We start from the raw sequence: 21888 nt of genomic DNA on the forward strand, positions 1-21888 counted from the left end.
CCCGCCAACGCCCCAACACCCGCTCACGTACAAGGAGTTCGGATCTCATGGACGCTGTGACCCAGGTCCCCACCCCCGTCAACGAGCCGGTGCACGGCTACGCCCCCGGCTCGCCCGAGCGCGCCCGTCTGGAGGCCAACCTCAAGGAGCTGGCCGAGAACCCGATCGATCTGCCGATGACCATCGGCGGCGAGAAGCGGATGGGCGGCGGCGAGCCGTTCCAGGTGGTGCAGCCGCACAACCACAAGGCCGTCATCGGGACCCTGCGCCACGCCACCCGGCAGGACGCGCAGGACGCCATCGACGCGGCCCTCGCCGCCGCGCCGGCCTGGCGCGCGATGTCCTTCGACGACCGCGCCGCGATCATCCTGCGCGCCGCCGAGCTGCTGGCCGGCCCGTGGCGCGAGACGATCGCCGCCTCCACCATGCTGGGCCAGTCGAAGACGGCCCAGCAGGCGGAGATCGACACGCCCTGTGAGCTGGTCGACTTCTGGCGGTTCAACGTCCACTACGCCCGCCAGATCCTCGCCGAGCAGCCCCCGGCGAACTCCCCGGGCGTGTGGAACCGCCTGGACCACCGCCCGCTGGAGGGCTTCGTCTACGCGATCACGCCGTTCAACTTCAGCGCCATCGCGGGCAACCTGCCGACCGCCCCCGCGCTGATGGGCAACGTGGTGGTCTGGAAGCCGTCCCCGACCCAGACCCACGCCGCCGTCCTCCTGATGCAGCTGCTGGAGGAGGCCGGTCTGCCCAAGGGCGTCATCAACCTCGTCACCGGTGACGGCATCGAGGTCTCCGAGGTCGCTCTGGCCCACCGCGACCTCGCCGGCATCCACTTCACCGGCTCGACCAGGACCTTCCAGTACCTGTGGAAGACGGTCGGTGCCAACATCGAGAAGTACCGCTCGTACCCGCGTCTGGTCGGCGAGACCGGCGGCAAGGACTTCCTGGTCGCCCACCCGTCGGCCGACCGCGCGGTGCTGAAGACCGCCCTGACCCGCGGTGCCTTCGAGTACCAGGGCCAGAAGTGCAGCGCCACCTCCCGCGCCTACATTCCGGCCTCCATCTGGAACTCGGGCTTCAAGGAGGAGTTCGCGGCCGAGGTCGACTACCTGACCATGGGTGACGTCACCGACCTGTCGAACTTCATCGGTGCCGTGATCGACGACCGCGCCTTCGCCAAGAACAAGGCCGCGATCGACCGCGCGAAGTCCGACCCGACCTGCGAGATCATCGCGGGCGGCAGCTACGACGACTCGGTCGGCTACTTCGTCCGCCCGACGGTGATCGTCTCCACCGACCCGGAGAACGAGGTCTTCCGCACGGAGTACTTCGGCCCGGTCCTCGGCGTCCATGTCTACGAGGACGACAAGTACGACGAGATGCTGGAGCAGATGGAGTCGGTGTCGGACTACGCCCTGACCGGCTCCGTGATCTCCAACGACCGCGCCGCCGCTGCCTACACGATGGAGAAGCTCCGCTTCGCCGCGGGCAACTTCTACATCAACGACAAGTCGACCGGCGCCGTCGTCGGCCAGCAGCCCTTCGGCGGTGGCCGTGCCTCCGGCACCAACGACAAGGCCGGTGCCCCGCAGAACCTCCTGCGCTGGACCCTGACCCGCGCCATCAAGGAGACCCTGGTCGCGCCGACCGACTACACCTACCCGCACATGGGCTGACCCCCAGCCCCCTGAACACGGGCCGGGAGGCCTGCCACCGAGCAGGCCTCCCGGCCCGTCTCCATTCCTCCCCTCCCGTCGGCCACACCGGACCCCGGTCGTCCGGTGTGGTCAGCGGGGATGCGGGCGCTCGGAGCCCTGCGACGGGCCCTGGACGAGTGAGCGGTTCGTGGCCGGTCCGGACGCCGTGCGGCGGCACTTCGGGCTGGAGCGGATGTCCCTGCTCGGCCATTCCTGGGGCGCCCAGCTCGCGTTGAGCCATGCGCTGGCGGATCCGGAGCGGGTGAGCGGACTGATCTACGTCTCCGGTACCGGCATCGGCCCGGACACCGACCGGCACCCCGCCTACGAGGCGAACCTTCTCGACCGGCTCGGCGATCACCCGAACGCCTCACCCGCTGGCGGGAGCTGACCGGGCGGACGGCACACACGGGGGACGAGGAGCGGGAGCGGGCCGTCCTGCAGTGGTCCGTCGAGTTCCCTCGACACACCCGTCCTGATCATCGACGGTGCTCGCGACATCCGCCCCCGCACCGCCGTCGACTCCCTCGCCGAGGCCCTGCCCCGCGTTTGCCGGGTGAGCCTGCCGGCCGCCGGGCACCTGCCGTGGGCGGAGGGCCCGGACGGCTTCCGGGAGGCGATCGCGGGGTGGGGCGGGCGATAGTAGGACCCATGACCGTCCGACTGCGTCTCGCCCACACCGCCGACCTCGAACCCGCCGAACTCGCCGCCGCCCGCACCCTGTTGGACGAGGCGTTCGACGGGGACTTCTCCGACGACGACTGGGATCACGGGTGCGGCGGCCTGCATGTCCTGGTCCACGACGACACCGGGCTCGCCGCGCACGGATCCGTCGTGATGCGGCGCATCCGGCATCGGGGACGCTGGCTGCGCACGGGGTACGTCGAAGCCGTCGCCGTACGGGCCGACGTACGGCGCACCGGGCTCGGCGGCCGGGTGACGGGCGAGCTGGAGCGGGTGATCGGCCGGGCGTACGACCTCGGCGCGCTCGCCGCGAGCGACGAGGGAGCCTCGCTGTACGCGGCGCGGGGCTGGCAGCAGTGGGGCGGGCAGGTGCACGCCCTCTCGCCGGACGGGATCGTGCGGCTGCCGGAGGAGGAAGGGGGCGTCTACCTGTGGCCCGGGCTCGCCGGGCCGATCGGGTCCGGTGCCGAGCTGGTCTTCGACTGGCGTGAGGGGGACGTGACCTGACCTACCGTCATGCGGCGCGGACCAGGATCTTGCCCGTGTTGCCACCGCGCAGCATGCTGATCGTGCCGACCGGGACCACCCGGCCCCGTTCGCGCAGCGCGCCCAGGTGGCCGCCGCCCACGTTGTCAGGTCGGAGACCGGTGCCGTGCGGTAGGCCTGATCCAGACCCTGCGGTCCCTCGGCCCGGCGTCACCCGAACGCACGAAAGCCCAGCTCAGGGCGGTGTGACGGCGTCCACCGTCTCAGATAGTAGGAAGTCCGAGTAATTGTGCAGACAGGAGTGGGCCGCTCCCTTAGTTTTGTAGGAGCCGAACATCTCGCTCGATCAAGCGAATGGCGGTCGTGAGCCGGGCCCCGAGCAGGCAACCCCTGTGGCCCTTCGGCTCGCCGCCCCGGCGTCTCGTAACCCCTCATCGCCGCACTCCATGTGCCGAAGGAGTCGATTCCCATGGCCGAGACGACCGTCCGCCGCCGAGTCCGCCACGTGTCCCGCGCGAGCGAGTCCGACCGCAAGAACGCCGCCGCCGCCCTCCAGCGCGCCCTCGACCGCCGCGACAACGGCGGCGAGACCGGCCACTGAGCGCCGCCCGCCGGATCCACCCGCGGAGCACAGCCGTCCGGTTGTCCGCATCGTGGAAGGGTCATGTCAGTACCTGGGACGAGGAGTAGGGTGCCCGCATGTCTCGCAGCATCAATCTCGCAGTGATCCCGGGTGACGGCATCGGCCAGGAGGTCGTGTCCGAAGGTCTCAAGGTCCTCTCCGCCGTCCTGCCGCAGGATGTGAAGCTGGAGACCAAGGAGTACGACTTCGGCGCCCAGCGCTACCACGCCACGGGTGAGACCCTCACCGACGCCGACCTCGACGCGCTGAAGCGGCACGACGCCATCCTGCTCGGCGCCATCGGCGACCCGTCGGTGCCGTCCGGCGTCCTGGAGCGCGGCTTCCTGCTCAAGCTCCGCTTCGCCTTCGACCACCACGTCAACCTGCGGCCGAGCAAGCTGCTGCCCGGTGTCGCGACCCCGCTCGCCGGCCAGCCGGAGATCGACTTCGTCGTCGTCCGCGAGGGCACCGAGGGCCCGTACACCGGCAACGGCGGCACCATCCGCAAGGGCACCGAGCACGAGGTCGCCACCGAGGTGTCCGTCAACACGGCCTTCGGTGTCGAGCGGGTGGTCCGCGACGCCTTCGCCCGTGCCCAGGCCCGCCCGCGCAAGAAGCTCACGCTGGTCCACAAGAACAACGTGCTGACCTTCGCCGGGCACCTGTGGACGAACATCTTCAACCAGGTGGCCCAGGAGTTCCCCGAGGTCACCACCGACTACATCCACGTCGACGCGGCCACGATCTACCTGGTCACCGACCCGGGCCGGTTCGACGTCATCGTCACCGACAACCTCTTCGGCGACATCATCACCGACCTCGCCGCGGCCGTCTCCGGCGGCATCGGCGTCGCCGCGAGCGGGAACATCAACCCGTCCGGTGAGTTCCCCTCGATGTTCGAGCCCGTGCACGGCTCGGCCCCGGACATCGCGGGCCAGGGCAAGGCCGACCCCACCGCCACGGTGCTGTCCGTCGCCCTGCTGCTGCGCCACCTCGGCTACGACTCGGAGGCGGACCGCATCGACACGGCCGTCACCGCCGACCTCACCGAGCGCGCCGGGCTGGGTGCCCGCAGCACCTCGCAGATCGGCGACGCGCTCGCCGTACGAGTAGCCGGCTGACCCCGCGCCACTCCTCGAGCCGCCGGGTCGCATCCGCACCCGGCGGCTTTTCCTGTGCCTCGCCGGGTGCCACCATCAACCCCTGGGTCGCTTTCACCCCCGTTCCGTCGGCCGCGGCCACCGCGCGATAATCGAACGCGGAGCCGCGGTATGAGGGAATGCTCGGACGTCCTATCACCGGCCACCGGCCGTGTGCGGGATGTATAAGCGGCCTGTCACTACAACCGGTGAAGGACAACACATGACGACGCCCACGATCGAGCTCAAGCCCTCCGCCAGCCCCCTCGCCGCCGCCGAGCGCGAGGCGATCCTGGCCGACCCCGGGTTCGGCCGCCACTTCACCGACCACATGGTGACGATCAAGTGGACCGAGGGCCGCGGCTGGCACGACGCCCAGCTCGTCCCGTACGGCCCGATCTCCCTCGACCCCTCCACCCACGTCCTGCACTACGGCCAGGAGATCTTCGAGGGGCTGAAGGCCTACCGCCAGCCCGACGGCTCGATCGCGCTGTTCCGCCCCGAGGCGAACGCCCGCCGCTTCCGCAACTCCGCCCGCCGCATGGCCATGGCCGAGCTGCCCGAGGAGCTCTTCATCGCCGCGCTGGACGCGCTGCTCACCCAGGACGTCGACTGGGTCCCGCCGCACGGCGGCGAGCAGTCGCTGTACCTGCGCCCGTTCATGTTCGCCACGGAGGCGGCGCTCGGCGTGCACCCGGCGAACGAGTACCTGTTCATGCTCATCGCCTCGCCGTCCGGCGCCTACTTCGCCGGTGGCGTCAAGCCGGTCACCATCTGGGTCTCCGAGGACCACGTCCGTGCCGTCCCCGGCGGCACCGGTGACGCCAAGACCGGCGGCAACTACGCCGCCTCCCTGCTCCCGCAGGCCGAGGCCGCCGCGCACGGCTGCGACCAGGTCGTCTACCTGGACGCGGTCACCCGCACCAAGGTCGAGGAGAGCGGCAGCATGAACGTCGCCTTCGTCTACGGCGACCGGATCGTCACCCCGGAGCTGACCGGCTCGATCCTGGAGGGGATCACCCGCGACTCCCTGCTCCAGGTCGCCCGCGATCTCGGCTACACCGCCGAGGAGGGCGTGGTCACCCTCCAGCAGTGGCGCGAGGACGCGGCCTCCGGCGCGCTCACCGAGGTCTTCGCCTGCGGCACCGCCGCCGTGGTCACGCCCATCGGTCACGTCAAGACCAAGACGGACGCCTGGACCCACGGTGACGGCACCCCCGGCGAGGTCACCGTCCGCCTGCGCCAGGCCCTCCTCGACCTCCAGCGCGGGACGGCCGAGGACAAGCACGGCTGGATGCACAAGATCGGCTAGCCGTTGCCGGACACGCTCAGGGCCGCCTCGGGTTCCCCGCCGGGTTCCAGGGCGGCCCTCGTCCGTTCCGTGCGCAACGTCAGCAGCAGGTACACCACCCCGCCGACCGCGCCCGACAGCAGGAAGCTGCAGTCCACCCCGCCGGTCAGGCGCAGCAGCGGTCCCTGGTACGTCGGCAGGGACACCGCCAGCAGGCCGACCCCGGCACCCAGCGCCCAGGACACGGTCGCCCGTACGTTCCACCCCGCCCGGTACCAGTAGACACCGCCCTGCGAACGGCGGTTGAAGACCTGCAGGGCGTCGGCGTCGTACACACCCCGGCAGCGGGCGAAGCCGATGAGGGTGATGACGGCCCACGGGGTGCCGATGGCGGTGAGCAGCAGCACGAAGGACGTCATCGCGGACTGCGCGTTCCAGGCGTAGTGGCCGACGAAGACGCAGACCGTGGCGACGACGGCGACCGTGTAGGTGGCCCGGGCGCGGGAGGCCTTCGGCAGGATCGCGTCCAGGTCCAGGCCCATGGAGTACAGCATCAGGCCGGCGTTGCCGACCGAGCCGGCGGACGCGGACAGCAGCAGCGGGACCAGGTACCAGGTGGGGGAGGCCACCACCAGCGGGCCCGCGTAGTCGGTGGCCGAGTGGGCGGCGTACGCCGTGAAGGTGCCGAACAGCTGCGGCACCAGCAGGCCGAGGATCAGCCCGAGCCAGGTGGCGTGCAGCACCCGGCGGCTGGAGTGCCGGGACGGCGAGATGTAGCGGGTGTAGTCGCCGAGCAGGGTGATGAAGGCGATGGGACCGGACAGGCCCGCGGCGACCGCCGCCAGGAACCACGTCGGCCAGAACGAGCCGAGCAGATAGCCGCCCGCGTCGGGTAGCGCCGCGGTGGTGAAGTGCGGGGCGTAGGCGACGATCCCGAGGACCAGCAGGGCCGTCATGCCGATGGCGAGGACGCGGGACATGGCGAGCAGCACCCGGTAGCCGTACACCGCGCCCGCGACGGTCGCCGCCGCGAGCACCGCGTAGACGAGGGCGTACGACACCCCGTCCGCCGGCACCCCGAAGAGCCGGCCGAGCACGCTCAGCATCACGTCGCCGCCGATCCACACGGTCAGCGCCGTGTAGCCGAGGGCGAGCAGCAGACCGACCACCGAGCCGACCAGCCGGCCCCGGACGCCGAACTGGGCGCCGGAGGAGGTGGACAGGTTGGTCGCGGTGCGCAGGGAGATGAGGGCGAGCGGGGCCGTGACGGCCGTACCGACCACCGTGCCTGCCACGACCGCGCTCACCGACGCCCACCAGCCGAGCCCGAAGGACGGCGGCAGCCACCCGAAGATGATCACTCCGAGGCAGAGGTTGGAGCCGAGCAGGATCGAGACGAGGTCGCGCGGACCGCTGGTCCGCTCCTCGTCCGGGATGGTGTCGACTCCGCGCTGTTCTATCGGCATGGCTGGTCTCCTTCGACTACCGCCAGAGAGTTAGAGCGACGTTCAATGTCCGCGAAGCCTCGCCCTGCAGTCAATGCTTCTGTTTCAAGAATTCTGTGTTTAGAGTGGTGCTCTAATCGAGTGATGGCAAGGAGGTGCCGCGACGTGAGACTCACCCCCACGGAACGTGACCGGCTGCTGCTCTTCGGAGCCGCCGAGCTGGCCCGGGCCCGCCGGGCGCGCGGCCTCAGGCTGAACGTCCCGGAGGCGACCGCGCTGATCGCGGACACCGTGTGCGAGGCGGCCCGGGACGGCAGGCGGCTCGCCGAGGCCATCGACGCGGCCCGGTCCGTGCTCGGCCCCGAGGACGTACTGCCGGGCGTCGCCGACGTCGTCACCGAGGTGATGGTCGAGGCGGTCTTCGACGACGGCTCCCGGCTCGCGGTGGTCTCCGACCCCATCGGCGGCGGCCTCGGCGAGCGGGCACCGGGCGCGCTGCTGCCCGGGCCCCAGCACACCGACCCCGCTCCGGTCGTCCGGCTGCCGGTCACCAACACCGCGACCGTGCCGGTCTCCGTCACCTCCCACTTCCACTTCTTCGAGGCCAACCCGCGCCTGGACTTCGAGCGCCACAAGGCCTACGGCATGCGGCTCGCCGTACCCGCCGGATCCTCGGTCCGGTTCGGGCCGGGCGAGAACGAGGAGGTCGGGCTGGTGCCGATCGGCGGCGAGCGGATCGCCGTCGGCTTCGCCGGACTGGTCGACGGGCCGCTGGACGCGCCCGGCGCGAAGGACGAGGCCCTGCGCAGGGCCGCCGCTTGCGGATACCTGGGAGCGACGACGGACGGAGGCGAAAGGCGATGAGCCGCTCGAAGGGACGCGAGGTGAGCCGGGCGATCCACATCGACCCGCACGCCTACGCAGCCACCCACGGCCCCCGCGCCGGCGACCGCGTCCGCCTCGGCGACTCGGGCCTGACCATCCGCGTCGAGTCCGACTCCCAGCGCTACGGCGACGAGTTCCTGGCCGGCTTCGGCAAGACCGCCCGTGACGGACTGCACCTCAAGGCCGCCGCCGTCCGCGAGACCTGCGACGTCGTGATCAGCAACGTCGTCGTGATCGACGCGGCGCAGGGCATCCGCAAGGTGTCCGTCGGCATCCGGGAAGGCCGGATCTGCGCCATCGGACGCGCCGGCAACCCCGACACCCTCGACGGCGTCGACGTGGTCGTCGGCACCGGCACCTCCATCGTGTCCGGCGAGGGGCTCATCGCCACCGCCGGGGCCGTCGACACCCACGTCCATCTGCTGTCGCCGCGCATCATGGAGGCCTCCCTCGCCTCCGGGGTGACCACGATCATCGGGCAGGAGTTCGGCCCGGTGTGGGGCGTCGGCGTCAACTCGCCCTGGGCACTGCGCCACGCCTTCAACGCCTTCGACGCCTGGCCGGTCAACATCGGCTTCCTGGGCCGGGGTTCGTCGTCGCACGACGCGCCCCTGATCGAGGCGCTGGCCGAGGGAGGGGCCTCCGGCTTCAAGGTGCACGAGGACATGGGCGCCCACACCCGCGCCCTGGACACCGCGCTGCGGGTCGCCGAGGAGCACGACGTCCAGGTCGCCCTGCACAGCGACGGCCTGAACGAGTGCCTGTCGGTCGAGGACACCCTGAAGGTGCTGGAGGGCCGCACCATCCACGCCTTCCACATCGAGGGCTGCGGCGGTGGACACGTGCCGAACGTGCTGAAGATGGCCGGTGTCCCCAACGTGATCGGCTCCTCCACCAACCCGACCCTGCCCTTCGGCCGGGACGCGGTCGCCGAGCACTACGGCATGATCGTCTCCGTCCACGACCTCAAGCCGGACCTGCCCGGCGACGCCGCGATGGCCCGCGACCGCATCCGGGCCGGCACGATGGGCGCCGAGGACGTGCTGCACGACCTGGGCGCGATCGGCATCACCTCCTCCGACGCCCAGGGCATGGGCCGCGCCGGTGAGACGGTCCGCCGTACGTTCGCCATGGCCGGGAAGATGAAGGCCGAGCTGGGCCCCCTGGAGGGCGACGGCGAGGGCGACGACAACGCCCGCGTCCTGCGCTACATGGCCAAGCTGACGATCAACCCGGCCATCGCCCACGGCCTCGCGCACGAGATCGGCTCGATCGAGGTCGGCAAGCTCGCGGACATCGTGCTGTGGCGCCCGGAGTACTTCGGCGCCAAGCCGCAGCTGGTGCTGAAGTCCGGCTTCCCGGCGTACGGCGTGGTCGGCGACCCCAACGCGGCCACCGACACCTGCGAACCCCTCGTCCTGGGCCCGCAGTTCGGCTCGTACGGCGCCACGGCCGCCGACATCTCCGTCGCGTTCGTCGCCCAGGCGGCCGTCGACCAGGGCAACGACACGATGCCCACCCGGCGGCGCCGGGTCGCCGTGCGCGGCACCCGGGGCATCGGCCCCGCCGACCTGCGGCTGAACGCCCGTATCGGAGCCGTCGACGTCGACCGGCGCACCGGTCTGGTCACCCTCGACGGCGATCCGCTCAGCTCCGAGCCCGCCGACTCCGTCTCCCTCAACCGCCTGTACTTCCTCTAACCATCAGGGATCTCACATGACCACCCCCGCCGCCGACGGCTTCCGCATGCCCGCCGAGTGGACCCCGCACGAGCGCACCTGGATGGCGTGGCCGGGCCCCAACCCCACCTTCGACGACCCGGACGACCTCGCCGCCTCCCGCGCCGCCTGGGCCTCGGTGGCCCGTGCGATCCGCCGCTTCGAGCCCGTGACCGTGGTCTGCGGCCCCGGCCAGTCGGCCGAGGCGCAGGCGCTGCTCGGCCCGGACGTCGACACCGTCGAGCGGGACCTGGACGACGCCTGGATGCGGGACATCGGGCCCACCTTCCTCACCAACGGTAGGGGTGAACTGGCCGCCGTGGACTGGACGTTCAACGGCTGGGGCGCGCAGGACTGGGCCCGCTGGGAGCACGACTCCAAGATCGCCGCGTATGTCTCCGACCTCGCGGGCGCCAGGACGTACGCCTCGAAGCTGGTCAACGAGGGCGGCGCGATCCACGTCGACGGCGCGGGCACGGTGCTGCTCACCGAGACGGTCCAGCTGGGCCCCGAGCGCAATCCGCACTGGTCGAAGGAGCAGGTCGAGGCCGAGATCCACGCCCACCTCGGCACGGAGAAGGCGATCTGGCTGCCGCGCGGTCTGACCGGCGACTACCCTCCCTACGGCTTCGGCACCCTCGGCCACGTCGACATCGTCGCCGCCTTCGCACGGCCGGGTGTCGTCGTGGCGCACTCCCAGCCGGACCCCGCCCACCCCGACCACGAGGTCACCAAGGAGGTCATCGGCATCCTGAAGGCGGCGACCGACGCGCGTGGCCGCCGCCTGGAGGTCGTGGAGGTCCCCGCCCCGGCCGCCCTGGAGGCCGACGGACACTGGGCCGACTACTCCTACATCAACCACTACCTCTGCAACGGCGGCGTCGTCCTGTGCGGCTTCGACGACCCGCGCGACGAGATCGCCGCCGGTATCTTCCGCCGCCTGTTCCCCGAGCGGACGGTCACCCTGGTGGACGCGCGTACGATCTTTGCGGGTGGGGGCGGCATCCACTGCATCACCCAGCAGCAGCCGAAGGCATGAACGTGTAGGAGTCAGGGATGGCCGGTGCGGCCCGGGCGCGGAAGAACGCGCCGCCGCGCGAGGAGGTTCTCGCCGCCGCCATGGACATGATCGCCGAACGCGGTCTGGAGAAGCTCACCATGGCGGCGCTCGGCCGCCAGGTCGGCATGAGCAGCGGCCATCTCCTGTACTACTTCCGCTCCAAGGACGAACTGCTGCTGCAGACCCTGGAGTGGAGCGAGGGGCGGCTGGGCGGGGAGCGGGGCCGGCTGCTCACCGGCTCCGGGACCGCGAGCGAGCGCCTTTCCGCCTACGTCGACCTGTACGTGCCCGACGGCCACCGCGATCCGCACTGGACGCTGTGGCTGGAGGTCTGGAACCGCTCGCAGAACGCGGACGAGCAAGCCCGCCTCCGGCAGGCGGCGATCGAGGGGGCGTGGCACCGGGACCTGGTCGCGCTGATCGCAGAGGGCGTTTCGAGGGGTGAGTTCCGCCGGGTGGACGCGGATCGCTTCGCCTCCCGGCTGCGTGCGCTGCTCGACGGTTTCTCCATCCACGTCGCGATCGGGCTGCGCGGGACTGACCGCGGGCACGTGCTGGCGCACGTACGGGAGTTCATCGAGGATGCGCTCCTCGCGCCGTAACCGCGGCGCCGTCGTGGTTGCCTGCGCGGTTTCCACGCTCCCGCGGGGCGCGGGTAAAGGAATCGTTTCCTCCCGGGCCGGGCAAGTAACGGCCCATGGGACAACACTGGAAGAAGATCTGGGTCGGTTCGGCGGGCAACATGGTCGAGTGGTTCGACTGGTTCGTGTACGCGAGCTTCGCCACCTACTTCGCCGGCGCGTTCTTCCCGAGCGGCAATCCCACCGCCCAACTCATGAACACCGCGGGCATCTTCGCCGTCGGGTTCTTCATGCGGCCCGTGGGCGGCTGGCTGCTCGGCAGGGTCGGTGACCGCAAGGGCCGCAAGGCGGCGCTGACGCTGACCGTCACACTGATGTCGGCGTCGGCGGTCCTCATCGCGGTCGCCCCCACCTACGCGGTCGCCGGCTACGGCGGCGCGCTGGTGCTGCTCGTCGCCCGCCTGCTGCAAGGCCTGTCCGTGGGCGGCGAGTACGCGGCCAGCGCCACCTACCTGACCGAGGCCTCGGACCCGAAGAGGCGCGGCTTCGCCTCCAGCTTCCAGTACGTCTCCATGACCGCCGGCCAGATCGTCGGCCTCGGCCTGCAGATCATCCTGCAGCGGACCATGTCCGACAGCGCCCTGCACAGCTACGGCTGGCGCATCCCGTTCGTCGTGGGCGCGCTCGGCGCCGCCGTCATCTTCTACCTGCGGCGCAACATGCTGGAGAGCGAGGTGTACGAGGAGGACGACTCGCACGCCGAGGAGCGCGGCACCCTGCGCGCGCTGTGGGCGCACAAGCGGGAGGCGTTCCTGGTCATCGCCCTCACCATGGGCGGCACGGTCGCGTACTACACCTACACCACCTATCTGACCAAGTACCTGTCCAACTCGGCCGGCCTGTCCAAGCAGACGGCGACGCTCGTGTCCTTCACCGCCCTGATCGTCTTCGCCGCGCTCCAGCCCCTCGCGGGCGCCCTCTCCGACCGGATCGGCCGGCGCCCGCTGCTGATCACCTTCGCGGTCGGCTCCACCCTCCTCACGGTGCCCGTCATGACCCTGCTCAAGCACGTGGACGGCTACTGGCCGGCCCTCGGGCTCGCCCTGCTCGCGCTGGTCGTCGTCACCGGCTACACCTCGATCAACGCCTGCGTGAAGGCCGAGCTGTTCCCGACCGGGGTCCGCGCGCTCGGCGTGGCCCTGCCGTACGCCCTCGCCAACGCCCTCTTCGGCGGTACCGCGGAATACATCGCCCTGTGGTTCAAGAAGGCCGGGACCGAGTCCGGCTTCTACTGGTACGTGGCGGGCTGTGCCGCCGTGTCCCTCGTGGTGTACGTCACCATGCGGGAGACGCGGGACCTGGATCTGACCCGCGTGAAGGCCGGCCAGGAAGCCGGAGCGGGCTCCGGGGAGTCCAGTCTGACGCCCGCATCCTGAGACGGGCGGCGAGCCGGGGGCGGGGTTGTGCCAAACTGCCCCCGTGCTCTCGTTCGCCATGATTATGGGCAGCAGGCGCGCCGGTCCGCAGTGACCACCTCGTACGAACAGGTGCGGGTGGCCACCGTCGTCCTCGACCCGCGCGCAGACCTCTCGCACCCGCGAGGGGTTTTTTCGTTTTCCGGCCCACCTTCAGCCGGGAGCGCAGCGCGAGGGACCATTGGGGGGACGGTGGAGCCGGTCATTCCGGTAAGACCGAAGATTCACAACAGGAGCCTTGAGACCATGACCGAGACGGCAACCAGCGAGCTCGACGACTCGTTCCACGTCTTCGACACGACGCTGCGCGACGGCGCGCAGCGCGAGGGAATCAACCTCACCGTCGCGGACAAGCTCGCCATCGCACGGCACCTGGACGACTTCGGCGTGGGCTTCATCGAGGGCGGCTGGCCCGGCGCGAACCCGCGCGACACCGAATTCTTCGCCCGCGCGCAGGCGGAGATCGACTTCAAGCACGCCCAGCTGGTCGCCTTCGGCGCCACCCGCCGCGCCGGCGCCAAAGCCGCCGAGGACCCGCAGGTCAAGGCCCTGCTGCAGTCCGGTGCCCCGGTGATCACCCTGGTCGCCAAGTCGCACGACCGGCATGTGGAGCTGGCCCTGCGCACCACCCTGGACGAGAACCTGGAGATGGTCCGCGACACCGTGTCGTACCTGAAGGACCAGGGCCGCCGGGTGTTCGTGGACTGCGAGCACTTCTTCGACGGCTACCGCGCCAACCCCGAGTACGCCAAGGCGGTCGTCCGTACGGCGGCGGAGGCCGGCGCCGACGTCGTCATCCTCTGCGACACCAACGGCGGCATGCTCCCCGCCCAGGTCCACGCCGTCGTCTCCACCGTCCTCGCCGACACCGGCGCCCGGCTCGGCGTCCACGCCCAGGACGACACCGGCTGCGCGGTCGCCAACACACTCGCCGCCGTCGACGCGGGCGCCACCCATGTGCAGTGCACGGCCAACGGCTACGGCGAGCGCGTCGGCAACGCCAACCTCTTCCCGGTCGTCGCCGCACTGGAGCTGAAGTACGGCAAGAAGGTGCTGCCCGACGGCAAGCTCCGCGAGACGACCCGGATCTCGCACGCCATCGCCGAGGTCGTCAACCTCACCCCGTCCACCCACCAGCCCTACGTCGGGGTCTCCGCCTTCGCGCACAAGGCCGGCCTGCACGCCTCCGCGATCAAGGTGGACCCGGACCTGTACCAGCACATCGACCCCGAGCTGGTCGGCAACACCATGCGCATGCTCGTCTCCGACATGGCCGGCCGCGCCTCGATCGAGCTGAAGGGCAAGGAGCTCGGCATCGACCTCGGCGGCGACCGGGAGCTGATCGGCCGGGTGGTCGAGCGCGTGAAGGAGCGGGAGCTCAACGGCTACACGTACGAGGCCGCCGACGCCTCCTTCGAACTCCTGCTGCGCACCGAGGTGGAGGGCCGCCCGCTGAAGTACTTCGACGTGGAGTCCTGGCGGGCGATCGTCGAAGACCGCCCCGACGGCACCCACGCCAACGAGGCCACCGTCAAGCTGTGGGCCAAGAGGGAGCGGATCGTCGCCACCGCGGAGGGCAACGGCCCGGTCAACGCCCTCGACCGCGCCCTGCGCGTCGCGCTGGAGAAGATCTACCCGCAGCTGGCCAAGCTCGACCTGGTCGACTACAAGGTCCGCATCCTGGAGGGCAAGCACGGCACCTCCTCCACCACCCGGGTCCTGATCTCCACCTCGGACGGCTCCGGCGAGTGGTCCACGGTCGGCGTGGCCGAAAACGTCATCGCCGCCTCCTGGCAGGCCCTGGAGGACGCGTACACGTACGGCCTGCTGCGGGCGGGCGTGGAGCCGGCGGAGTAGTCACAGTGGAGGCATGACCACAGACAACGCCGATCTGCTGTCCCGGGCCCGCGTGGCCACCCGGCTGCCCGCCGGGGACCTGGAGCGGGCCCGGCGCTTCTACGCCGACAAGCTCGGCCTCGAACCCGTCGACGAACGCCCCGGCGGGCTGCTGTACCGGTGCGGCGGGATCGACTTCGTGGTGTTCCGCTCCACCGGGGCCTCGCCCGGCACCTTCACCCAGATGGGCTTCGAGGTCGACGACCTGGACGCGGTCGTCGCGGAGCTGAGGCGGCGCGGGGTGGTGTTCGAGGACGTGGACGCGCCCGGCTTCCGCACCCGGGACGGCATCGCCGAGATCGAGGGCAACTACCCGAGCAAGGGCGCCCGCGGGGAGCGGGCCGCCTGGTTCCGGGACAGCGAGGGCAACCTGATGGGCATCGGCCAGCTGGTCTTCTGACGGTCAGGGCGCCCGCCAGATGTTGTCGAAGGCCACGTTCTCGATGCGCCGCCGCTCACGCACGGCCTCCAGCTCGGTCACCGCGTCGCCGACCGCCACCAGGACGGTGACGACCGCCTCGTCGCCGGGCCTCTCCTCGGACGGCCGCTCGCCCTGGATGCCCAGGGTGGCGCCGAGCCCGGTGAGCACCGGCTCACGGGACCACCAGCGGTCGGCGGCATGCCGCCGGGCCGGGGTGTCGGCCGCCGTCTTGTCGGCGCGGCGGGGCCAGCGCTGCCGCTTCCCCGAGAGCTGTCCCTCGGCGTCCAGCGCGTCGCGATAGGCCACGGCCAGCCCCTCCCCCCGGCGCCACAGCCAGTCCTCGACCGTCTCGTAGGGCTCCTTCCGCACCAGCGCCGCCCCGGCCTCGTCCAGCATCCGGTCACCCGTGGTCAGCACCGGGCCGGGCACGATGCGCTCACCGTCCAGGACGAGGGCCCGCGCGCCGAGCAGATCGATCAGCTCGGCCCCCGCGAGCGCCAGCGACAGATCACCCTGCTCGACGGGATGATCGCCGGGCACGTCGAGGCAGACGAGGAAAAGATCCTGCGGTGTGGTCATAGCCCTACCATGGGCCGCGAAGCCGGGAAGCGCAGCATGGCGACCGTCGTTTCCATGAATCGCGCTGTCCGCTCGTCTGCTGGAGCCGCGGGGGAATGGCTGACCTGACGTCTTGACGGGTCTGTGGGCCGTTAGTTAACTCACGGCGTGATCTAAGCCATGAGTGAACCGCGAGAGCCGAGGGAAGGTCTATGCCGCGAACCGCCCTGCTCGTCTCCGGGGCCCTGATCGCCGCCCTGTTGCCCCTGTCCGCCGCCCACGCCGCAGGCGACCCGTCACCCGTCCCCGTCGACCGCTTCGAGGGCGAGGTCCCCTTCGCCTCCCAGCCCGCCGACGGCATCTTCACCTGGGGGAGCGACGCCGACGACCCGCCCGCCCTCCACCTCGCCGACCGCGCCGACGCCCCCGAGGGCGCCAAGGTCCTCACCGGCACCTACGACATCAGCGGCTACGGCGGCTTCACCCATGACTTCGCCGCCGACCGGCCCGCCCACGACTGGTCCGCCCACCAGGGCGTCCGCTTCTGGTGGGACGGCCGGGACAACGGCAGGAAGATCGCCTTCGAGATCAAGGACGGCGGCGCGAACGGCGAGGCCTCGGAACTCTGGACGACCTCCTTCACCGACGACTTCACCGGCTGGAAGCGCATCGAGATCCCCTTCACCGACTTCCAGTACCGCACCGACTACCAGCCCGTCGGCGGCATCGACCACATCCTCGGTCTCACACGGACGTGGGGGTACGCCGTCACCCTCCCGCCCGGCACCAAGGGCGACTTCGCCATGGACGACGTCGAGCTGTACGGCGGGGCCGACCAGTCGCTGCGCGCCTCCGTCAGCACCGACGCGCCCGTCTACCCGGTCCGGCAGGGCGGCACCGCCAAGGTGAAGGTCACCCTGGCCACGACCGGCGACCGGCCCGTCGACGACCCCGTGACGGTCACGTACACCACCCAGGGCGGCACCGCCACCGCCGGCCAGGACTACCCGCCCGTCTCCGGCACCCTCACCTTCCCGGCCGGCACCGCCTCGGGCGCGGCGCGGACCATCGAGGTGCCCACCCGCAAGGACAAGGCCGCCGAACCGGCCGAGACCATCCCGCTCAAGCTCACGGTCACCGGCGCCAAGGCCCCCGACGAGAACCCGCAGATCGTCGTCGACGCCCATGGACTGCCCTACCTGAACGCCGAGTTGCCCGTGCGCGAGCGCGTCGCCGACCTGCTCTCCCGGATGTCCCCGCAGGAGAAGGCCGGGCAGATGACGCAGGCCGAGCGCGGGGCCGTCGGCAGCGGTGGTGACGTCGCGACGTACGCACTCGGTTCGCTGCTGTCCGGCGGCGGCTCCACGCCCACGCCCAACACCCCAGAGGCCTGGGCCGAGATGATCGACGGCTTCCAGCTCCGGGCGCGGGCGACCCGCTTCCAGGTCCCGCTGGTCTACGGCGTCGACGCGGTCCACGGCCACAACAACCTGACCGGCGCCACGATCATGCCGCACAACATCGGCCTCGGCGCCACCCGGGACCCCCAACTCGCCGAGAAGACGGGCGAGGTGACGGCCGCCGAGGTCCGCGCCACCGGCATCCCCTGGGACTTCGCACCCTGCCTGTGCGTGAGCCGTGACGAACGCTGGGGCCGCGCCTACGAGTCCTTCGGTGAGGACCCGGCCCTCGTGCGGTCCATGGAAACCGTCATCCAGGGCCTCCAGGGCCGGGCCGACGGACGGGACCTGAGCCGCAACGACAAGGTGCTCGCCACCGCCAAGCACTTCGTCGGCGACGGCGGCACCGCCTACGGCTCCTCCACCACCGGCACCTACACCATCGACCAGGGCGTCACCACGGTCACCCGGCAGCAACTGGAGGACCTCCACCTGGCGCCGTACCGGACCGCCGTCGAGCGGGGCATCGGCACGGTCATGCCGTCGTACTCCTCCCTCGACATCGCCGGCGACGGCCGGGGCGCGGTGAGGATGCACGCCCGCGGCGACATGATCAACGGCGTGCTCAAGGGCCGGATGGGCTTCGCCGGCTTCGTCATCAGCGACTGGAACGCCATCGACCAGCTCCCCGGCGACTACGCCGCCCACGTCCGCACGGCGGTGAACGCGGGCGTCGACATGATGATGGTGCCGTACGGGTACAAGGACTTCGGCACCACCCTCGTCGACGAGGTGAGGGCGGGCCGGATCAGCGAGCGGCGGATCGACGACGCCGTCTCCCGCATCCTCACCCAGAAGTTCAGGCTCGGCCTCTTCGAGCACCCCTACGCCGACACCAGCGGCGCCGCCGCCATCGGCTCCCCGGCCCACCGCGCGGTCGCCCGCCGGGCAGCCGCCGAGTCGCAGGTCCTGCTGAAGAACAGCGGCAACGTCCTGCCGCTGAAGAAGAGCGAGAAGGTGTACGTCGCCGGGTCGAACGCCGACGACCTCGGCAACCAGACCGGCGGCTGGACCGTCACCTGGCAGGGCGCGTCCGGCACCCACACCCGGGGCACGACCATCCTGCGGGGCATGCGCGAGGCCGGCGGGGACGTCACGTACTCCAAGGACGCCTCGGCACCTCTGGGGGGTTACGACGTCGGCGTGGTCGTCGTCGGTGAGACCCCGTACGCCGAGGGCGTCGGCGACGTCGGCAACGGCCACGGCCTGCAGCTGTCCGCCGCCGACCGGGCGGCCGTGGACAGGGTGTGCGCGGCCATGAAGTGCGCGGTGCTGATCGTCTCCGGCCGCCCGCAGCTGGTCGGCGACCGGCTCGGCACGATCGACGCGCTGGTGGCCTCCTGGCTGCCCGGCACCGAGGGTGAGGGCGTCGCCGACGTCCTCTACGGCAAGCGGCCCTTCACCGGACAGCTGCCGGTCACCTGGCCGAAGTCCGAGTCGCAACTGCCGATCAACGTGGGCGACACGTCGTACGACCCCCAGTTCCCGTACGGCTGGGGCCTGACCACGCGCACCGGTGTCCCGCGCGGCGGTACGGCCGCCCTGAAGGCGCTGGCTGCGGCGGCGACGGCGGCCGAACGGGCGGGCGCCGACCGGGCCGGCCGCGCGCTGGTGACCAAGGCGCGGCTGATCGTCCAGAACCGGGTGGGGGAGCGGATGACACCGGCGGTGGCGAAACCCTTCGCCGACGCCGACCACCTGCTGACGACCGGGCGGTACGGAAGGGCGGTGGAGAGGCTGACGGAGGCGTACCGGGCCGTGTAACCGAGGCCGTTCGCCCGATGACGGGAGGCTTCGGGTAGCTTCGAAGCATGAAGGCCGTCCTGCGGACCCGAAGCCTCCCAGCACTGCTGCTGGCCGCCCTCGCCCTGACCATGGCGACCCTGTTCGCGCCCGCGGCGAGCGCGCAGACCGGCGTCTCCACGATCGCCCAGGCCCTGAGCAAGGGCCCGGTCTACGTCGACCCGGCCGCCTCGGCCCAGCTGTCGAAGGCGGACGCCGACGCGCTCGCCAAACGCATCAAGGACGCGGACAAACCACTGTTCATCGCGGTGCTCCCCGCCGACTACCCGACGGCGAACCTGTTCTCCCGGCTCCGCGCGGCCACCGGCATCACCGGCCTGTACGGCATCCGTCTCGGCGACCGCTTCGACGCCCGCGCCGACGCCTCCGTCATGTCGGCGACGGCCCGGCGCAACCTGGTGACGAGCGTCCAGGGCGAGCCGGCCAAGGCCCAGCTCACCGACTTCACCGACCGAGCCCTGGCCAACATGGGCGGCCACGCCCCGAAGAGCTGGGGCGGCGGAGGCGGCGGCGTGTCGGGTGCGGCCCTGATCGCGGTCGGTGCGGTGGTGGTCGCGGGCGGCGTGGGAGCGTACGCGCTGGTCCGCCGCAACCGCCGCCGCCGCGAGGAAGAACAGCGGGCCGCCCTCGACCGTCTCCGGGTGGTCGTGGACGAGGACATCACCGCCTTCGGCGAGGAACTGGACCGCCTCGACTTCCAGCCGGCCGGGCCCGGCGCCGACGACGCGATGCGCGCCGACTACGAGCACGCCCTCGACGCCTACGACACCGCCAAACAGCGCATGGCGCAGGCGAGCCGCCCGGAGGACGTGCGCACGGTCACCGAGGCCCTGGAGGGCGGCCGCTTCTGCCTGGCCCGGCTGGCCGCCCGCCGCGACGGCCGCCCCCTGCCCGAGCGCCGCCCGCCCTGCTTCTTCGACCCGCGTCACGGCCCCTCGGTGACCGACGCCGGCTGGACCCCGCCCGGCGGCGCCGAGCGTCAGGTCCCCGTCTGCGCGGCCGACGCCACTCGGCTGGCCGACGGCCGCGACCCGGTGATCCGCGAGGTCGACACGGACTACGGCCGCCGCCCGTACTGGGACGCGGGTCCCGCCTACGGCCCCTGGGCGGGCGGCTACTTCGGCGGCGGCATCCTGCCCGGCCTGCTCGTCGGCACCCTGCTCGGCAGCGTCATGGCCACGCCGTCGTACGCCGCAGACTACGGCACGGGCTACGGCGACTTCGGCTCCGGGTACGGCGGTGACTTCGGGGGCGATCACACGGGCGGCGACGTGTCCGGCACGGACTTCGACCCCGGGGACTTCGGGGGCGGGTTCGGGGACGGCGGCGACTTCGGCGGAGGGGACAGCGGGGGCGGGGGCGACTTCGGCGGCGGATTCTGAAGCCGACCCGCGCGGTCCTCGTCCCCCCTCCGCCTCCGTGGTTCTCACGCGTTCTTGACGGCCGAGATGCCGAAGTTCAGCTTGATCTTGTCGGAGACGAGGACGCCGCCGGTCTCCAGTGCCGCGTTCCAGGTCAGGCCCCACTCCGAGCGGAGGATCTCGGCCCGGCCCTCGAAGCCGACGCGCTCGTTGCCGAACGGGTCCTTCGCGGCGCCGTGGAACTCCAGGTCGATGGTGATCGGCTTGGTCACGCCGAGCAGGGAGAGGTCGCCGGTGACGCGGTAGTCGTCGCCGCCCAGGGCCTGCGCCTTGGTGGAGCGGAAGGTCATGACCGGGAACTCGTCGGTCTTGAAGAAGTCGGACGACTTCAGGTGCCCGTCCCGGTCGGCGTTGCCGGTGTCGATGCTGTCCATCTTGATGTCGAGCGTGGCGGTGGACCTGCTGGGGTCCGCCCCGTCCAGGTGCAGCGTGCCGGTGACGTCGTGGAAGCCGCCCCTGACGTTGGTGACCATGGCGTGCCGGGCGACGAAACCGATCGTGGTGTGCGCCGGGTCGATCGTGTAGTCGCCGGTCAGCGTGGTGAGGTCGGGGCCCGTGGCGGTCGCCGTGGCGGTGGTCGCGGGGGTGCTGTCCTTGCGGCTGAAGAAGCCCATGTCGTGCTCCAAGGAGTGTTCGAGCGATCTGTTGAAGGTTAAACAACCTGCTTCGACGGTAACTCCATTTAGTTCGAGTTTCAACAGCACCCGCCGGGCGTGTGTGCCCCCGGGACCGCCGCCCGAGGGTCCGTGTCACTCTGGGGATGGCATCCGTGCCGTGCGAATGTGGGGTGGCTCTCGGATGACGTCTTTGTGTCCTCCCCACAACGCTGATGCCCTGTGAGCAGTCGGAAGGGCTGCATGTCGCCATGGTTCTGTTCACTGGCACCAGGAAACCGGGCCGGAGACTGTACGGAATCGACGGCTCGCTTTCCTTGGCATCCTTCGTAAGGTCGCTACATGACCGTTTTGGAAGAGACGACGGGTGAGCCGACCGGCGAGCCGACGGACGCGCGCGGACGGGTCGCCGAGCTGCACGAGATTCGTGCCCAGGCCGTGGCGGGCCCGAGCGAGAAGGCGACCGAGGCGCAGCACGCCAAGGGCAAGCTGACCGCGCGGGAGCGGATCGAGCTGCTCCTGGACCCGGGGTCGTTCCAGGAGGTCGAGCAGCTGCGCCGGCACCGGGCGACCGGTTTCGGCCTGGAGGCGAAGAAGCCGTACACCGACGGGGTGATCACCGGCTGGGG

Annotated in this window: 19 protein-coding genes; 16 read left to right on the forward strand and 3 right to left on the reverse strand. The window is 71.2% G+C overall.

Features of this window, described 5'->3' with window-relative positions; translation table 11 throughout:
• Nucleotides 1-47 precede the first annotated feature (47 nt).
• The 6 genes from pruA to ACZ7GZ_RS26325 all read left to right on the forward strand — a co-directional run bounded on the left by pruA (nucleotide 48) and on the right by ACZ7GZ_RS26325 (nucleotide 5943).
• Entirely contained in the window at nucleotides 48-1679 is a 1632-nt protein-coding gene (pruA, locus tag ACZ7GZ_RS26300; RefSeq protein ID WP_471027816.1) for an L-glutamate gamma-semialdehyde dehydrogenase, read from the forward strand.
• A gap of 31 nt (nucleotides 1680-1710) precedes the next feature.
• Nucleotides 1711-2091 (forward strand): alpha/beta fold hydrolase, encoded by a 381-nt coding sequence (locus tag ACZ7GZ_RS26305; protein WP_471027844.1) that lies wholly within the window; start codon nucleotides 1711-1713, stop codon nucleotides 2089-2091.
• Between the two features lie 260 nt (nucleotides 2092-2351).
• Entirely contained in the window at nucleotides 2352-2891 is a 540-nt protein-coding gene (locus ACZ7GZ_RS26310) for a GNAT family N-acetyltransferase (protein WP_471027817.1), read from the forward strand.
• 448 nt (nucleotides 2892-3339) lie between these two features.
• Nucleotides 3340-3471 carry a hypothetical protein gene (locus ACZ7GZ_RS26315; RefSeq protein ID WP_107100810.1) on the forward strand — a complete coding sequence of 44 codons (132 nt, stop codon included), beginning with the start codon at nucleotides 3340-3342 and terminating at the stop codon, nucleotides 3469-3471.
• A 98-nt stretch (nucleotides 3472-3569) separates the two neighbouring features.
• Complete coding sequence (locus tag ACZ7GZ_RS26320; RefSeq protein WP_471027819.1) at nucleotides 3570-4613, forward strand: 3-isopropylmalate dehydrogenase; 1044 nt, start codon at nucleotides 3570-3572, stop codon at nucleotides 4611-4613.
• Between the two features lie 241 nt (nucleotides 4614-4854).
• Nucleotides 4855-5943, forward strand: a complete 1089-nt coding sequence (locus tag ACZ7GZ_RS26325) for a branched-chain amino acid aminotransferase (RefSeq protein ID WP_471027820.1) — start codon at nucleotides 4855-4857, stop codon at nucleotides 5941-5943.
• Here the strand turns inward: ACZ7GZ_RS26325 and ACZ7GZ_RS26330 are convergent.
• The gene (locus ACZ7GZ_RS26330; protein ID WP_471027822.1) at nucleotides 5940-7388 is read right to left on the reverse strand and encodes a cytosine permease; all 1449 of its coding nucleotides are present in this window, start codon (nucleotides 7386-7388) and stop codon (nucleotides 5940-5942) included. The genes ACZ7GZ_RS26325 and ACZ7GZ_RS26330 overlap by 4 nt on opposite strands.
• Before the next feature lie 144 nt (nucleotides 7389-7532).
• Here ACZ7GZ_RS26330 and ureA point away from each other — a divergent pair, with 144 nt between their 5' ends.
• From ureA to ACZ7GZ_RS26365, 7 genes are all read left to right on the forward strand, one after another.
• Nucleotides 7533-8231, forward strand: coding sequence for an urease subunit gamma (gene ureA / locus ACZ7GZ_RS26335; protein ID WP_471027823.1), 699 nt, complete (start codon nucleotides 7533-7535; stop codon nucleotides 8229-8231).
• On the forward strand, nucleotides 8228-9952 hold the full coding sequence (locus tag ACZ7GZ_RS26340) for an urease subunit alpha (protein WP_471027824.1): 1725 nt from the start codon (nucleotides 8228-8230) through the stop codon (nucleotides 9950-9952). Before ureA ends, ACZ7GZ_RS26340 begins: the two co-directional genes overlap by 4 nt.
• 16 nt (nucleotides 9953-9968) lie before the next feature.
• Nucleotides 9969-11009 carry an agmatine deiminase family protein gene (locus ACZ7GZ_RS26345; RefSeq protein ID WP_471027826.1) on the forward strand — a complete coding sequence of 347 codons (1041 nt, stop codon included), beginning with the start codon at nucleotides 9969-9971 and terminating at the stop codon, nucleotides 11007-11009.
• Nucleotides 11010-11026: 17 nt separating this feature from the next.
• On the forward strand, nucleotides 11027-11632 hold the full coding sequence (locus tag ACZ7GZ_RS26350; protein WP_471027828.1) for a TetR/AcrR family transcriptional regulator: 606 nt from the start codon (nucleotides 11027-11029) through the stop codon (nucleotides 11630-11632).
• Nucleotides 11633-11727: 95 nt separating this feature from the next.
• Nucleotides 11728-13047, forward strand: a complete 1320-nt coding sequence (locus tag ACZ7GZ_RS26355) for an MFS transporter (protein ID WP_471027829.1) — start codon at nucleotides 11728-11730, stop codon at nucleotides 13045-13047.
• A gap of 285 nt (nucleotides 13048-13332) precedes the next feature.
• Nucleotides 13333-14943: a citramalate synthase gene (gene cimA / locus ACZ7GZ_RS26360; RefSeq protein WP_471027831.1), complete on the forward strand. Its 1611-nt coding sequence runs from the start codon at nucleotides 13333-13335 to the stop codon at nucleotides 14941-14943.
• A 13-nt stretch (nucleotides 14944-14956) separates the two neighbouring features.
• Nucleotides 14957-15382 (forward strand): VOC family protein, encoded by a 426-nt coding sequence (locus ACZ7GZ_RS26365; RefSeq protein ID WP_471027833.1) that lies wholly within the window; start codon nucleotides 14957-14959, stop codon nucleotides 15380-15382.
• Between the two features lie 3 nt (nucleotides 15383-15385).
• Here the strand turns inward: ACZ7GZ_RS26365 and ACZ7GZ_RS26370 are convergent, their stop codons facing one another.
• Nucleotides 15386-15982 carry a GOLPH3/VPS74 family protein gene (locus tag ACZ7GZ_RS26370; protein ID WP_471027834.1) on the reverse strand — a complete coding sequence of 199 codons (597 nt, stop codon included), beginning with the start codon at nucleotides 15980-15982 and terminating at the stop codon, nucleotides 15386-15388.
• Nucleotides 15983-16173: 191 nt separating this feature from the next.
• Here ACZ7GZ_RS26370 and ACZ7GZ_RS26375 point away from each other — a divergent pair, with 191 nt between their 5' ends.
• Nucleotides 16174-19185: a glycoside hydrolase family 3 N-terminal domain-containing protein gene (locus ACZ7GZ_RS26375; RefSeq protein WP_471027836.1), complete on the forward strand. Its 3012-nt coding sequence runs from the start codon at nucleotides 16174-16176 to the stop codon at nucleotides 19183-19185.
• 47 nt (nucleotides 19186-19232) lie between these two features.
• Complete coding sequence (locus ACZ7GZ_RS26380) at nucleotides 19233-20606, forward strand: hypothetical protein (RefSeq protein WP_471027837.1); 1374 nt, start codon at nucleotides 19233-19235, stop codon at nucleotides 20604-20606.
• Between the two features lie 44 nt (nucleotides 20607-20650).
• On the opposite strand, the gene ACZ7GZ_RS26385 is transcribed toward ACZ7GZ_RS26380, so the two are convergent.
• Nucleotides 20651-21259, reverse strand: a complete 609-nt coding sequence (locus ACZ7GZ_RS26385; RefSeq protein ID WP_471027838.1) for a YceI family protein — start codon at nucleotides 21257-21259, stop codon at nucleotides 20651-20653.
• Nucleotides 21260-21601: 342 nt separating this feature from the next.
• Between ACZ7GZ_RS26385 and ACZ7GZ_RS26390 the strand changes: the two genes are divergently transcribed.
• The coding region (locus ACZ7GZ_RS26390; RefSeq protein ID WP_471027840.1) for a carboxyl transferase domain-containing protein at nucleotides 21602-21888 on the forward strand (287 nt) is incomplete at its 3' end.

This window comes from Streptomyces sp. NPDC037288, from assembly GCF_055603265.1.